Source organism: Amycolatopsis sp. NBC_01307, assembly GCF_035975215.1.
In the GTDB taxonomy this organism is placed as follows: Bacteria; Actinomycetota; Actinomycetes; order Mycobacteriales; family Pseudonocardiaceae; genus Amycolatopsis.
This window is the reverse complement of sequence record NZ_CP108403.1, coordinates 4,161,606-4,176,285: the sequence shown is the minus strand read 5'-3', so window position 1 is coordinate 4,176,285 and position 14,680 is coordinate 4,161,606. Positions and strand designations below refer to the sequence as shown.

General features: G+C 69.3%; 13 protein-coding genes. 10 read left to right on the top strand and 3 right to left on the bottom strand.

Features of this window, described 5'->3' with window-relative positions; all coding sequences use genetic code 11:
- Window positions 1-226: 226 nt before the first annotated feature.
- On the bottom strand, window positions 227-2,008 hold the full coding sequence (locus tag OG439_RS17520; RefSeq protein WP_326951566.1) for a sigma-54-dependent Fis family transcriptional regulator: 1,782 nt from the start codon (window positions 2,006-2,008) through the stop codon (window positions 227-229).
- Window positions 2,009-2,206: 198 nt separating this feature from the next.
- Here OG439_RS17520 and OG439_RS17515 point away from each other — a divergent pair, with 198 nt between their 5' ends.
- The 10 genes from OG439_RS17515 (at window position 2,207) to OG439_RS17470 (ending at window position 11,817) form a co-directional block, all read left to right on the top strand.
- The gene (locus tag OG439_RS17515; protein ID WP_247052568.1) at window positions 2,207-2,455 is read left to right on the top strand and encodes a hypothetical protein; all 249 of its coding nucleotides are present in this window, start codon (window positions 2,207-2,209) and stop codon (window positions 2,453-2,455) included.
- A 142-nt stretch (window positions 2,456-2,597) separates the two neighbouring features.
- Complete coding sequence (locus OG439_RS17510) at window positions 2,598-4,250, top strand: methane monooxygenase (RefSeq protein ID WP_326950415.1); 1,653 nt, start codon at window positions 2,598-2,600, stop codon at window positions 4,248-4,250.
- Window positions 4,251-4,330: 80 nt separating this feature from the next.
- Complete coding sequence (locus OG439_RS17505) at window positions 4,331-5,374, top strand: NADH:ubiquinone reductase (Na(+)-transporting) subunit F (protein WP_326950414.1); 1,044 nt, start codon at window positions 4,331-4,333, stop codon at window positions 5,372-5,374.
- Window positions 5,375-5,392: 18 nt separating this feature from the next.
- A complete protein-coding gene (locus tag OG439_RS17500) occupies window positions 5,393-6,562 on the top strand; it encodes a toluene hydroxylase (RefSeq protein ID WP_247052565.1) in 1,170 nt (389 codons plus the stop codon).
- Window positions 6,559-6,933, top strand: a complete 375-nt coding sequence (gene mimD, locus OG439_RS17495) for a propane 2-monooxygenase effector subunit MimD (RefSeq protein ID WP_326950413.1) — start codon at window positions 6,559-6,561, stop codon at window positions 6,931-6,933. The genes OG439_RS17500 and mimD overlap by 4 nt, the downstream gene beginning before the upstream one ends.
- Before the next feature lie 115 nt (window positions 6,934-7,048).
- Window positions 7,049-8,086, top strand: a complete 1,038-nt coding sequence (locus OG439_RS17490) for an amidohydrolase family protein (protein ID WP_247052563.1) — start codon at window positions 7,049-7,051, stop codon at window positions 8,084-8,086.
- Window positions 8,083-8,799 (top strand): iron-sulfur cluster assembly protein, encoded by a 717-nt coding sequence (locus OG439_RS17485; RefSeq protein ID WP_326950412.1) that lies wholly within the window; start codon window positions 8,083-8,085, stop codon window positions 8,797-8,799. Before OG439_RS17490 ends, OG439_RS17485 begins: the two co-directional genes overlap by 4 nt.
- A complete protein-coding gene (locus OG439_RS17480; protein ID WP_247052561.1) occupies window positions 8,796-9,821 on the top strand; it encodes an NAD(P)-dependent alcohol dehydrogenase in 1,026 nt (341 codons plus the stop codon). The genes OG439_RS17485 and OG439_RS17480 overlap by 4 nt, the downstream gene beginning before the upstream one ends.
- Window positions 9,822-9,831: 10 nt before the next feature.
- Window positions 9,832-11,523: a chaperonin GroEL gene (groL, locus tag OG439_RS17475; protein WP_326950411.1), complete on the top strand. Its 1,692-nt coding sequence runs from the start codon at window positions 9,832-9,834 to the stop codon at window positions 11,521-11,523.
- 105 nt (window positions 11,524-11,628) lie between these two features.
- Window positions 11,629-11,817 carry a hypothetical protein gene (locus OG439_RS17470; RefSeq protein WP_326950410.1) on the top strand — a complete coding sequence of 63 codons (189 nt, stop codon included), beginning with the start codon at window positions 11,629-11,631 and terminating at the stop codon, window positions 11,815-11,817.
- Between the two features lie 3 nt (window positions 11,818-11,820).
- On the opposite strand, the gene OG439_RS17465 is transcribed toward OG439_RS17470, so the two are convergent.
- Window positions 11,821-12,420 (bottom strand): hypothetical protein, encoded by a 600-nt coding sequence (locus tag OG439_RS17465; protein WP_326950409.1) that lies wholly within the window; start codon window positions 12,418-12,420, stop codon window positions 11,821-11,823.
- A gap of 73 nt (window positions 12,421-12,493) precedes the next feature.
- A complete protein-coding gene (gene helR, locus OG439_RS17460) occupies window positions 12,494-14,653 on the bottom strand; it encodes an RNA polymerase recycling motor ATPase HelR (protein WP_326950408.1) in 2,160 nt (719 codons plus the stop codon).
- Between the last annotated feature and the right edge of the window lie 27 nt (window positions 14,654-14,680).

The window sequence follows — 14,680 nt, the reverse complement described above, 5'->3', positions numbered from 1 at the left end:
CGAACACGCGCGATGCCTCGCCGGTCACGTGAGTTCCGCCGGGGGTCACGCGAGTTCCGGCTTCAGTCACGCGAGACCCGTCCCAAGTCACGCGATGCCCCGCCGGTCACGTGGGATCCGCCGGAGTCACGCGAGTGTCGGCTTCAGTCACGCGAGTTCCGTCCCGAATCACACGAGATCCGGCCCGAGTCACGCGAGATCCGTCCCGAGTCACGCGCGATCCGGCTCAGCGGGTCGGGGGAACGATCCCGTACTCGTGGATCTTCCGGTAAATCGTCGCCCTCGAAATTCCGAGCAGCTTGGCCGCGCGGACCTTGTTGCCGTCCGCGTCCTCCAGGCAGCGGACGATCGCGTCGCGCTCTATCGACTCGAAGCGGTTCAACGGCCTGCGCGTCACCGCGTGGAACTCGGCCGGGAGGTCGCCCGGGCGGATGGTGCCCGCTCGGCGGCGCTGGGCCACCGTGCGCAGCACCTGGTACAGCTGGCCCGTGTTGCCCGGCCACTCCGCCCGCATCAGCAGATGGAGTGCCGCCGCTGAGCAGGTGAGGCGGCCGCCGTAACCCAGTTTGCTCAGGACCAGCGGGACCAGCTCCGCCAGGTCCTCGACGTGGTGGCGCAGCGGGGGCACGCGCACCGTGCGCGGGAAGAACTTCAGCAGCTCCGCGAGCGCCGGCTTGGTCTCGGCCCCCGGCGCGAGCGTGGCCACCACCCACGGCGCGTCGTCGCGCTCGCGCAGTTCGCGCAGGGCCCCCGCCAACGCCGTCGCGGCCGAGACCGACAGGCGGTCGGCGTGGCAGATCACCAGCGTGCGGATCGGGGTCTGGGCGTGCTCGCGCAGCAGCGCGGCCGTCCAGTCCGGGCCGGTCGCGACCGCCGCGTCCACCGTGAGCAGCCGGGCCGCCGGGTGGTGGCGCTGGTGCAGGCCCTTGGCCAAGGTCAGCTTGCCCGTGCCGGGCTCGCCCTCCAGGGCGACCCACTCGCCGCGCTCGTGGCCGGCGTCGAGTTCGTGGCCGCAGCGCAGCCACAACGGCGCCGAGCCGACGACGCCCGGCAGGTACATCGGCAGCATCGGGATCGAGGCGGCCAGCGTCTCCTCGGCCTCGATCAGCTTCACCGACAGCACGCCGCCCGCGGTGTCGGTCTCGCGCTGGCCCGGCACGCGGCGGCAGTACACGCGCACGCGCAGGCCGCTCGACAGCGCGAGCATCGCCGACGTCCGCTGGCCGTCGGCGAGCGCCTCGGTGGCGTAGCCCAGCAGCAGCGACTGGTCGGCCGGGTCGAGCAGCTGGCGCGCCCGGTCGTTCATCATCACGATGTCCTCGTTGAACGCCAGCACGATGCCGGTCCAGCGGCGGCACGTCTGCAGGTAGGCCTGGAAGAGGATCATCTCGCGCAGGTCGCTGTGGCGCAGCAGGGCCTGGCGGATCTGCTCGGCGGTCGAGCGGGCCAGCGCGATGAGCAGGCCGCCCGCGTCCTTGTACCAGCAGGTCAGGTCGACGGCGCCGATCTTCTTGCCGGAGATCGGGTGGTGGATCGGGACGCCGGCGCAGGCGAGGTTCTCGAGGTGCTCGGCGTAGTGCTCGTGGCCGAACACGGTGGTCGCGCGGCCGTCCTCCAGGGCGGTGCCGATGCCGTTGGTGCCGACGGACTGCTCGCCGTAGCTGAACCCGGGCACCAGCTCGACGCGCTCCAGGTGCCGGCGCAGGTCGGCGTCACCGGTCCGCTGCGTGAGGACGACGCCGCTGGCGTCGGTGAGGATCAGGCTGATGGGCTGCCCGTCGAACTGCTCGGTGAGCTTGCCCAGGACGGGCTCGGCGCCGCGCATCAGGGGGATGTCGAGGTTCTGGTCCCCGAGGTAGAGGGGGTCGATCCGGTCGGCTTCGACCTGGAACTCCCGTGACCGGCGCCAGGACGCGAGGATCGTCTGCCGGACGGTGCCGGCCGGGACCTGTTCGGCGGTGAGGAACCGCACCCGCGTCCGGGCGAGCTCGTCGTCGGCGAGCAGCATGCCGGGCACCTTGTCGTCCACGTGACCTCCTGAATCCCGCGGCCCCGTGGGTGCGGGCACACCCATGTGCCGCCCGTCCAGCCTAAGCGCGTTAGGCCTTTCACGGTGTCTCAAATTGAGACGCTCCGGTCTCCCCGGCGGCGGTGCGATGAGGGGGCCGGGGACTTCGTGTCCGCCCATCCACCAGGAGGTGTGCCAGTGGCCGCCGATTCCGGGGAGACCTACAACCCGTGGACGATCGTGAACCTGGTTTTCACGCATCTGGCCGAACAGGGCCTGCACCCCGTGTTCGGCGGTGAGGGCCACCCCGGCGATCCGGCGGCGGCCCTGCTGCGCGCGCTCGGCATCACGCCGACCGTCGAGGGAGACGCGCGCGTGCGGAACGGTGTCCAGACCGAGCTCGCCGAACTGCGCGCCCGGATGTTCAGCGAGCGTGAAGCGCCCTGAGCAGCGGTTCTGTCTCAGATTGAGACCCGCGTCACGACGGGGCGCCCCTTGAATGGTGAACGCAGGACGTGCGCCCCGACACCCGGCCGGGAAGGGAGCCGCTCGGCCGCCGTAGGCAGGAGCCACGGATAAGGAGTGATCTATGAGCCGCCAGAGTGTGGCGAAAGCCCACCAAAAGATCCAGGAACTGTCGTGGGAACCGGCGTACCACACCCCGGTTTCGCACTACGGGACCGACTACACCTTCCAGAAGGCCAAGAAGAAGGACCCGCTGAAGCAGGTCCTCCGTTCGTACTTCCCGATGCAGGAAGAAAAGGACCACCGGGTCTACGGTGCCGAAGACGGCGCGATCCGCGGCAACATGTTCCGCCAGGTGCAGGAACGCTGGCTGGAATGGCAGAAGCTGTTCCTGAGCATCATCCCGCTGCCGGAGATCTCCGCGGCGCGGGCGATGCCGCTGCTGTTCCGCACGGTTCCGAACCCGGAACTGCACAACGGCCAGGCGATCCAGATGATCGACGAGGTCCGGCACTCGACGATCCAGCAGAACCTCAAGCGCCTGTACATGCAGAACTACATCGACCCGGCGGGCTTCAACTCGAGCCTGCGCAACTTCCAGAACGACTACTGCGGCACCATCGGCCGTCAGTTCGCCGAAGGCTTCATCACCGGTGACGCGATCACCGCGGCCAGCATCTACCTGACCATCGTGGCGGAGACGGCGTTCACCAACACGCTGTTCGTCGCGATGCCGGCCGAAGCCGCCGCCAACGGCGACTACCTGCTGCCGACGGTGTTCCACTCGGTGCAGTCGGACGAGTCCCGGCACATCAGCAACGGGTACGCGACGCTGCTGATGGCGTTGTCGGACGAGAACAACCACCAGCTGCTCGAGCGCGACCTGCGCTACGCGTGGTGGAACAACCACGCCGTGGTCGACGCCGCGATCGGCACGTTCATCGAGTACGGCACCAAGGACCGCCGCAAGGACCGGGAAAGCTACGCGGAGATGTGGCGTCGCTGGATCTACGACGACTACTACCGCAGCTACCTCGTCCCGCTCGAGAAGTACGGGCTGGTCATCCCGCACGACCTCATCGAGGAGGCGTGGAACCGGATCTGGAACAAGGGCTACGTCCACGAGGTCGCGCAGTTCTTCGCCACCGGGTGGCTCGCCAACTACTGGCGCATCGACCCGATGACCGACGAAGACTTCGAGTGGTTCGAGTACAAGTACCCCGGGTGGTACGACAAGTACGGCGCGTGGTGGGAGAACTACAGCCGGCTCGCGACGCCGAACGGGCACCACCCGATCGTCGCCGAGGACGTCAACTACGTTTACCCACACCGCTGCTGGACGTGCATGGTGCCGTGCCTCATCCGCGAGGACATGGTGGTCGACGAGGTCGACGGCCAGCACCGCACCTACTGCTCGGAGACGTGCCGCTGGACCGACGCCGAGGCGTTCCGGCCCACCTACCAGGGCCGCAACACCCCGAACATGGGCAAGCTGGTCGGCGCACGCGAGTGGGAGACGCTCTACCACGGCTGGAACTGGGCCGACGTCGTCACCGACATGGGCTTCGTACGCGACGACGGCAAGACCATGGTCGCGCAACCGCACCTCGACCTGGACCCGAAGAAGATGTGGACGCTCGACCACCTGCGCCGGATGCCCGAGGTGCAGTCGCCGAACGTGCTGCTGAACCAGATGTCCGACGAGGAACGGGCCGCGTTCCAGGCCGACTACAACCGCCAGGGCCCGGCCGGGCGCCCGGCGCCGCAGAAGGCCTGACGCGCCACGGGTCGTGAGTGGGTAACAGTGTTCTAACACTGTTACCCACTCACGACCCCCGACTCAGGGACGGGGCTGGCATGGCAGAGAAACACCGCGTGCGGTTCGAGCCCGTCGGGATCGAGATCGACGTCGCCGAGGAGCAGACGATCCTGCGCGCCGCCGCCGAGCAGGGCGTGATGCTCATGCACGGCTGCAAGGAAGGGCAGTGCGCGGCCTGCAAGTCGTTCATCCTCGACGGCGAGGACGTCGAACACGACAAGTACTCGACCTTCGCGTTGCCCGACTACGAAAAGGAGGAAGGGTTCACCCTGCTGTGCCGGGCCCACGCCTATGAGGACCTCACGATCGAGCTGCTCAACTACGACGAGGAGATGATCCAGTCGGGGCTGCCGATCCAGGAGGCGGAGGTCGAGGTCGTGTCGAACGACAACGTCACCCACGACCTGCGCCACCTCGTCGTCAAGCTGACGGATCCGGAGCAGCCGCTGAAGTTCTTCCCGGGCCAGTACATGGACTTCGCGATCCCGGACAGCGAAGAGTCGCGGTCGTTCTCGATGGCCAACACCTCGGCGCGCGACGGGCTGCTCGAGTTCGTCGTCAAGATCTACCCCGACGGGCTGTTCTCCACGTTTCTGGACACCCGGGTCGCGGTCGGGGACCGGCTGCGGATCACCGGCCCGTTCGGGGTGTTCACGTTGCGGGACAACCCGAGCGCGGATCTGATCTTCGTCGGCGGCGGGGCCGGGATGGCACCGATCCTGTCGTTGCTGCGGACCATGGCCGAACGCGGTATCGAGCGGAAGGCGACCTACTTCTACGGCGCGCGCCGCCGGCAGGACCTCTGCTTCGACGCCGAACTGCGGGAGCTGCAGGAGAAACTTCCGAACTTCCGGTACGTGCCGGCGCTTTCGGAGCCGGGTGACGACGACTGGGACGGCGAAACCGGCTTCGTCACCGACGTCCTGCGCGCGGCCGGACTCGACCTGAAGGGCGCCGACGCCTACGTCTGCGGCCCGCCGCCGATGGTCGAAGCCGCGCTGGAACTGCTGCCCGCGCTCGGCGTCGCCGACAAGCGCGTCTTCTACGACAAGTTCACCACCACGGGCGAATCCGACGCCTGACACCCGAGGACGGATCCCATGACAGCCACTTCCGAACGCAGTGTGCCGAAGCCGACGTTCACCGACGCCGAAGCGGGCGCCAAGGTCTTCCCGGACTCCAGCGCCCGCCAGTACAACTACTTCACCCCGGCCAAGCGCAAGCAGAGCCACTACGAAGACGTCACCGTCGAGGTCCAGCCCGACCCGCGGCACTACCTCTCGCAGGGCTGGCTCTACGCCTTCGCCGACGGCAAGGCCGGCTACCCGCTGGAGTGGACCGCGATGAAGGCGTGGGGGTCCGACCGGCCGGTACCCGAGCGCAGCCCCGGCTCCGGCGGCAAGGGCTACGACTGGCCCGCCCACGGCTGGCACGAGTTCCGCGACCCCAACGAGGAGTGGGAGCTCACCCTCTACCGGTACAACGCGAACGTCGTGCGCCAGCTCAACCAGAACATCGACGCGGCGCGCCAGGCCAAGGCGTTCGAGCAGTGGAACCCCAACTGGGTCGACTTCGTCGCCAAGCACGTCGGCGCGTGGATGCACGTCGACCACGGCCTCGGCCTGTACCTCTACGCCAACGCCAACCGCCGCGCCCCGACGAACATGCACAACAACGCGATCTCGGTGAACAGCATGCACCGGATCCGCGCGGCGCAGGACCTGGCGCTGTACACGCTGACGCTCACCGAAGAGGTCCCCGGCTTCGACGGCGGCGCGCACCTGACGACGTGGAACGAGGACCCGGCCTGGCAGGGCGTGCGGGAGACCGCCGAGCAACTGACCGGGATCTGGGACTGGTGCGAGGCGATCTTCGCCTCGAACATCGTCTTCGAGCCGCTCGTCGGCGAGCTGTTCCGCAGCAACCTGGTGCAGCAGGCCGCGCCGGCGAACGGCGACTTCGTCACCCCGACGCTGATCGGGGCGGAGGAGTTCGACTTCTCCGAGCGCGATCTCCGGTACACCAAGGCGATGTTCGACCTGCTGATCAACGACAAGGAGTTCGGCGACCAGAACAAGGCGCTGGCGCAGAAGTGGCTCGAGGACTGGGTCCCGCGGTGCATCTCCGCCGCGCGCGCCCTGCAGCCGTTGTGGTCGCAGCCCGACGCCAAGCCGATCCGGTTCGAGGACGGCCTCGACCGCGTCAAGAGCCGGTTCGCCGGCATCCTGTCCGATTTGGGTCTCAAAGCACCGGAGGAGCTGGGCCAGTGACCGTCTTCAAAACCTCGGAAAGCCCGTACAAGGTCAACAACACGGCCTCGAACATGTGCGGCTTCACCCTGATGAACAACCAGGTCGGCGCGATCATCGCGGAAGTCATGTCCGCCAAGGACAACGTGACCGTGACGCCGTTGCCGTCGATGATCCGCGTCGACGCGAAGGGCCGGACCGACCTGGTCTACGCCGAGGTCGACGAGGCCGCCGGCGAGGAAGAGGGCTGGTTCAACGCGGCCGAGTTCGAGGAGAGCATGTCCACCCACTACGGGCGGATGATCCACGAGGACGACCGCACGATCATGTTCGCCAACCCCGAGGACGCGGCCGAGTACCTCGACTTCGATCTCAAAGTGATCAACAAGTAGCCAAACTCTTTCGGGGGCTCCGGGTGGCGGAGCCCCCGGCCCGGGGCGAAGCCCCGGATGTCACAGCACCAAGCACCAAGCAGCGAAGCACTCGATCCGCTCAGGAGGGTCACCCGTGTACGAAAAAGATGGCGAAAAGTATTTCGTAGTTGACGCCCACACCCATTTCTGGGACGCCAGCCCGGACAACTGGGTCAAGGGGCAGGAGGAATACGCCAAGGGGTGGATCGAGTGCTTCCACGCCTACCAGGGCCTCGGCCCGAAGGAGACGCACTGGCCGATCGACCGCTTCCAGAAGTACTCGGAAGAGCTGATGATGCACGACCTGTTCGAGGTCGGGCACGTCGACACGGCGATCTTCCAGCCGACGAACCTGCGGCAGTGGTACAAGAACGGCTTCAATACGACCGAGGCCGACGGCGCGATGGCCGAACGGCACCCGGGTCAGTTCCTGGTGAACACGACCTTCGACCCGCGTGAAGGCGACGAGGGCATGAAGGCGTTCGAAGAACGCGTCAAGCGGTACGGCTGCAAGGGCGTCAAGCTCTACACGGCCGAGTGGCGCGGGGACTCCCGCGGCTGGAGCCTGAAGGACCCGGAAGCGGCGAAGTACCTCGAAAAGTGCGAGGAGCTGGGCGTCAAGAACGTCCACATCCACAAGGGCCCGACGATCTGGCCGCTGGACAAGGACGCCTTCGACGTGTCCGATGTGGACCACGTGGCGACCAACTTCCAGGGCCTCAACTTCATCGTCGAGCACGTCGGCCTGCCGCGCATCGAGGACTTCTGCTTCATGGCGACCCAGGAGCGCAACGTCTACGCGGGGCTCGCCGTCGTCATCGGCGGCCTGATGCACGCCCGGCCGAAGTTCTTCGCGAAGGTCATGGGCGAGCTGATGTTCTGGATCGGCGAGGACAAGCTGATCTTCGGCGCGGACTACGCCATCTGGGAACCGAAGTGGCAGGTCGAGGGCTTCGTCGACTGGAACATGCCGGGCGACGAGGAACTGTCGGACTTCGCGCCGCTGACGGTCGACCAGAAGCGGAAGATCCTCGGCCTGAACGCGGCCCGGCTGTACGGCATCGACGTGCCGGAGGAACTGCGGATCAAGGACCCGGAGAACGTCGAGCCCGTCGGTGTGCCGAACTCATGACGGCACTGGACGAACGGGGTGTGCGGGCCGGCCACGCCGAGGTGTGGTCGGCCCTGGGCACCGTCCGGGATCCCGAACTGGACGAACCCCTCACCGACCTGGGTTTCGTGGCCCGTTGTGAGGTGAGCGCGGCGGGCCACGCCGTCATCCGGCTGCGGCTGCCGACCTACTTCTGCGCGCCCAACTTCGCGTTCCTGATGGTCGCGGACGCCTACGACGCCGTCGCCGGGGTGCCGGGCCTGACCGGGCTCGACATCCGGCTCGACGACCACTTCGCCTCCGACGTCATCAACCGCGGGGTGGCGGCGCGGCAGGGGTTCGTCGCGTCGTTCGAGGGCGAGGCCGTCGACGAGCTCGACACGCTGCGCTACGACTTCGTGCGCAAGGCCGTGCTGGCCGGCACCGACCGGGTCTGCCGGACCCTGTCGGGCACCGGGCTGAACCCGGCGGAGCTGACGCTCGGCGAGGTCCCGCCCGGACCGGACCTCGACCGGCTGCGGGCCCGCCGCCGCGAGCTCGGCCTGCCCGCCGGCGACGGCGACCCGTTGCTGCTCGACCCGGCGACCGGCCGGCGGGTCGAGCCGGGCGACGCCAAGCGGCACCTGGCCTTCGCCCGGTTGACCCGCACGAGCATGGAGGCCAACTCCGGCGTCTGCCGGGGCATGCTGCGTGCCCGGTATTCGCTGACCGCAGAAGAGGAGGGCACGGGATGAAGGCCGTGCGGCTGCAGAAGTACCACCAGCAACCGGTGATCGAAGAGGTACCGGAGCCGCGCGCCACCGGGCCCTTCGACGTCGTGGTGAAGATCGGCGGCGCCGGCGTGTGCCGCACCGATCTGCACATCATCGAAGAGCAGTGGCGGGACAAGTCGGGCGTCACCCTGCCCTACACGATCGGCCACGAAAACGCGGGCTGGGTCCACGAAGTCGGCCCCGCGGTGACGAACGTCGAAGTCGGCGACACGGTCATCCTGCACCCGACGCCGACGTGCGGGCTCTGCCACGCCTGCCGCGCGGGCGACGACATGCACTGTCCCAACGGGAGCTTCCCGGGCATCGACAGCGACGGCGGCATGGCCGAGTACCTGCTGACGTCGGCGCGGGCGTGCATCAAGCTCGACCCCGCGACCCAACCGGAGGACGTCGCCGCGCTGGCCGACGCGGGCATCACCGCCTACCACGCGGTGCGCAAGGCCGTCCCGCTGCTGTACCCGGGCACCACCTGCGTCGTCAACGGCGCCGGCGGCCTCGGGCACATCGGCATCCAGTCGCTGAAGGCGCTGACCGCGACCCGCGTGGTCGTGGTCGACCGCAACGCCGACGCGCTGAAGCTGGCGGCCGATCTGGGCGCCGACGAGACCGTGCTGGGCGACGGCAAGCAGGTCGACGCCGTGCTCGACCTGACCGGCGGCAACGGCGCGGAGGTCGTGCTCGACTTCGTCGCCGAGCAGGGTGCCCAGCAGGACGCGTTCGCGATGACCCGGCGCGCCGGGTCGCACTTCGTCATCGGCTACGGCAGCAACATCGACATCCCGACCATCGACATCATCTCCACCGAGCGCAGCGTCATCGGCAACCTGGTCGGCACGTACAACGACCTGGTGGAGCTGATGGTCCTCGCGCAGGCCGGGAAGGTCACCCTCCACACCAAGAAGTACCCGCTGGACGCGGCTCTCGACGCACTGGCCGACCTCGATGCCGGACGCGTGCGCGGTCGGGCCATCCTCACACCCTAGGAGCAGGAACATGGCGAAGGAACTTCGGTTCGGCTCGGACGCCCGCGACCTGCTTCTCGCGGGCGTCGACAAGCTGGCGGAAGCGGTCAAGTCCACCCTCGGTCCCAAGGGCCGCAACGTGATCATCGAGAAGATCACCGGTTCGCCGGTGGTCACCAACGACGGCGTCACCATCGCCCGCGAGATCCACCTGAAGAACCAGTTCGAGAACATGGGTGCGCAGCTGGTCAAGGAAGCGGCGATCAAGACCAACGACGTCGTCGGCGACGGCACCACCACCGCGACCGTGCTCGCCCAGGCGATCGTCCACGAAGGCATGCGGGCGATCACCGCCGGCGGCAACCCGGTGCTCGTCAAGCGCGGCATCGACCACGCCGTCGGGTTGCTGGTGGCCTACCTGGAGAAGCAGGCGCACCCGGTGGTGTCCGAAGCGGACTACGCGCGGGTCGCGGCGATCTCCGCCAACGACGACGACACCGTCGGCGCCGTCATCGCGAAGGCCCTGCACACCGTCGGCGACGGCGGCGTGGTGACGGTCGAAGAGTCGCCGATGATCGGGATGAGCGTCGACTTCGTCGAGGGCTTCGAGTTCGACAACGGCTACCTCTCGCCGTACCTGGTCACCGACCCGGGCCGGCTGGAAGCGGTGCTCGACGACCCGTACATCCTGATGTCGGCGGAGAAGATCACCAAGGTGCAGCAGCTGATGCCGTTGCTGGACAAGGTGATGCGGGCCCCGCGGCCGCTGGTGATCATCGCCGAGTCGATCGAGGGCACGGCGCTGTCCATGCTGGTGCACAACCACGTGAACGGCACGTTCCAGTCGGTGGCCGTGCGCGCGCCCGGCTTCGGCGACCGGCGGCTGCACAAGCTGGAGGACCTCGCGGCGATCGTCGGTGGCGCGGTGCTCTCGCGGACGTCCGGCTTCAGCATGGAGACGATGACGCTGGAGCACCTCGGCCGGGCCAAGCAGGTCCGGGTCACCGCGAACAACACCACGATCGTCGGCGGCGGCGGTACCTCCGACGCCGTCGAGTTCCGGGTCGGGCAGCTGCGGGCGGAGCTGGAGCGCGCGCAGTTCGGCATCGACGAGGACGTGCTGACCGAGCGGATCGGCGCGCTGACCGGCAAGGTCGCGGTCGTGCGCGTCGGGGCGGCGACCCCGGCCGAGCTCAAGGAACTGCAGCACCGGGTCGAGGACGCGCTGTCCGCGACGCGGGCGGCGATGGCCGAGGGCATCGTGGCCGGCGGGGGAGCGGCGCTCCTGCACGCCGAGAAGGCCCTGGAAGGCCTGGGGCTGGAAGGCGACCAGGCGATCGGGGTGGAGATCGTCCGGCGAGCGCTGGCGGAACCGGCGTTCCTCATCGCCCACAACGCCGGGCACCCGGCGCACGAGATCGTCGCGCGCACTCGGGAGCTCGGTTCGGACGAGGGTTTCGACGCCCTGAACGACCAGTTCGGCGACATGATCGCCCTGGGCGTCGTCGACCCGCTGCGGGTGTGCCGCTCGGCGATCCAGAACGGCGCTTCGGTGGCCGGGTTGCTGTTGACGACGAACTCGCTGATCGCCGAGGAGCAGACGCCGTGGGGTGGTAGCGCGGCGCTGATGACCGAGTTCGGCCCGCTGGACGAGGGCCTGCACCAGCCCTCGCCCGACGCGAGCACGCCGCAGTCCCTCGGGATGGGCCCCTCCGTCGGCTGATCTCGGGCCTGCGGAGTGTCGGGGGTCTCCCCGTCGGTGTCCTGAGCACCGGCGGGGGACCTTCGCGTCGTGCAGGGAGCGCCCGGTGCTGTCACCCTGGTGATCATGACGCACTACACGCTCGTCCAGACCCTCGCGACGGTCCAGGAGTTCGAGGCGAAGGGCTTCCTCGGCACAGTGGGCAAGATCGCCGCGGCGACGGTCATCTTCTTCGTCGTGATCGGCCTGATCGTGGGGCTGCTGCTGGGGTTCTTCATCGGCCGCTCGGTGGGCCGCAGGCAGGGCCCGCGGTGAGCGCTACCGGACCAGCCCGTGCCGCGCGAGTTCGTGGCCGGCCAGGACCGCGATGACCTCCTTGTCGCGGGCGCGCCAGCCCGTGGCGATCTCGCCGGACTTCGCGAGGCGGCGCAGGGGCTGCGTGGTCAGCGCCCGCAGGGCCAGCAGGTCCAGGCCCTCGTCGCCGAGTGCGCGCAGCTGGGCGGCCGCGGAGGCGCGGCGGGCGAAGTGCCAGCGCATCGGGAGCCACGTCGCGAGCAGCGTCAGCACCGGCAGCGCGATGATGATCGCCGCCATCCACCACGCCAGGTTCTCGACGGCTTCGATCTGCCAGCGGCCGGCGTCGGCGAACTGGGTGCCGACGTTCGAACCGCCGTGCAGCGCCTTCGCGAGCGCGTCGCCGATGAGCGGGATGCCGTCGGCGGAGTTCGCGGCCGAGTCGAACGTCCCGGTCAGCCCGGTGCCGGCGCTGACGAGCCCGTCGCCCGGCGCCCGCAGCTTCATGACCTCGTCGTACACCGTCGTTCCCAGCCACACCGCGAAGACGACGAGCAGCAACGCCAGCAGGTCGCTGACGAGCTGGGCGGTACGGCGGATCGGCCGTTCGGCGTAGAGCTGCATCGGGGACGCCTTTCGCGGTGGGGGAGCGCGGCCACGGCAACGTACCCGCGCACCCCCGGGGCGAACCGCGAGCCTAACTCCGGACGACCTCCGCGAGCCCGGTCAACGCCTGCGGCAACGGCTCCCGGTGCAGGACGCCGAGCCGTTGCGTCGCGCGGGTGAGCGCGACGTAGAGGTCGGCCGCGCTGTCGGCGAGGATCTTCGCCGGCTCCACGACCAGGACGGCGTCGAACTCCAGGCCCTTGGTCTCCGACGCCGGCACCGTGCCCGGCACGCCCGGCGGCCCGATGACGACGCTGGTGCCTTCGCGGCCGGCTTCGTCGCGGACGAACTCCTCGATCGCCGCCGCCAGTTCGTCGTCGGTGACCTGCCTCGACCACGGCCGGACGCCGCACGCGCGGACCGACTCCGGGGGCCGGACGCCGGGCGCGAAGTCCGCGAGCACCGCGGCGGCGACCTCCATGATCTCCGCCGGGGTGCGGTAGTTCACCGTCAGCGAACGGTAGACCCAGCGGCCCGGCACGTACGGCGCCAGCACCGCGTCCCACGACCGCGCCCCGGCCGCCGAGCGGCGCTGCGCGAGGTCGCCGACGACCGTGAACGACCGGCCCGGGCACCGCCGCATCAGCACCCGCCAGTCCATTTCGGACAATTCCTGGGCTTCGTCGACGACGACGTGGCGGTAGGTCCAGTCCCGGTCCGCCGACGCCCGTTCGACGAGGCTGCGTGTGTCGGCCTCGACGAACCGGTCGGCCAGGTCCTCGGCGAACAGCAGGTTCTCGGCGGACAGCATGACGTCCTCGTCCATCTCCTCACGATCGAGCTTCATCGTCTCGAAGACGCCTTCGGCGTACTCGGCCTCGGCCTTCCGCTCCCGGGCCACCACCGCGGCGGCCGCTTTCTCGGCCGTCTTGTCGCGGCCCAGCAGGTCGACCAGCTCGTCGAGCAGCGGCACGTCCGACACCGTCCAGGCGTCGCCCCGGGCCCGGAACAGCGCCGAGCCAGGCGGGGCGGACTCGTACAGCCGCGCCAGCAGCGTTTCCGGCGTCAGGACCGGCCAGAGCCGCTCCAGCGCGGCGGTGAACGTCTCGTCGGCGGCCAGCTCGGCGATCAGGTCCTTCCGCAGCGCCTCCCACTCCGCCTTGTCGTCGCGGGACAGCCAGCCGCGGCCGATCCGGCCCATCGCCCGCTCGGTCAGCACGTACGTGACGATCTCGGTGAACACCGCGCGGGCTTCGTTGTGCGGCTGCCCGCTGTCGCGCGCTTCCTGCCGGGCCCACTCCGCCGTCTCGGCGTCGATCCGGACCGTGACGTCCCGCAGTTCGATGGGCAGCGGCTCTTCCGGCAGCCGCTGCCGATCGGCGACCGCCGCGGCGAGGACGTCGAGGATCTTCAGGGATCCCTTGAGCCGTACGGCTTCCGGCGTGTCCTCAGCGGTGACGTCCAGGCCCGGCACGAAACCGCCGGTGGTCGTGAAGACGACGTCGGTCTCGCCCAGCGACGGCAGGACGCGGCCGATGTGGCTCAGGAACGCCGGGTTGGGCCCGACGACGAGCGCGCCGTGGCGTTCCATCCGTTCCCGCTGGGTGTAGAGCAGGTAGGCGACGCGGTGCAGCGCCACCACCGTCTTCCCGGTGCCCGGGCCGCCTTCGATCACCAGCACGCCCGGGTGGTCGAGCCGGATGATCTCGTCCTGCTCGGCCTGGATCGTCGCGACGATGTCGCGCATCCCCTCGCCGCGCGGCGCGTTGATCGCCGCGAGCAGCGCCGCGTCCCCCTCATCACCCTCGGCCGGGCGCCCGAGCACCTCGTCGGTGTACCCGAGCACGTGCCGCCCGCGCGTGCGGAACTGACGGCGCCGGCGCATGTCCTCCGGGTTCGCGCCGGTGGCCGTGTAGAACGCGCGTGCCGCCGGCGCCCGCCAGTCGAGCAGCACCGGCCGGTAGTCGTCCTCCTCGTCGAACAGGCCGATCCGGCCGATGTAGGAGCGCTCGCCCGAGACGGCGTCCATCCGGCCGAAGCACATCCCGTTGTCCACCACCTCCAGGCGTTTCGCCTCCCGGCCCAGCGCGCGCACGCCGACGTCGCGTTCCATGGCGCCGAGGCCCTTGCCGCCCAGCGCCGCGTCGTACTCGCCCTTCACCCGCGCGCGCTCGGCGTCGAGCCGCGTGTAGAGATCGGCCACGTACGCGCGTTCGGACCGCAGTTCTTCTTCGTACCCCTGTGCAGCCACTTTCCCTCTTCGTTCCGAAACTTCCCC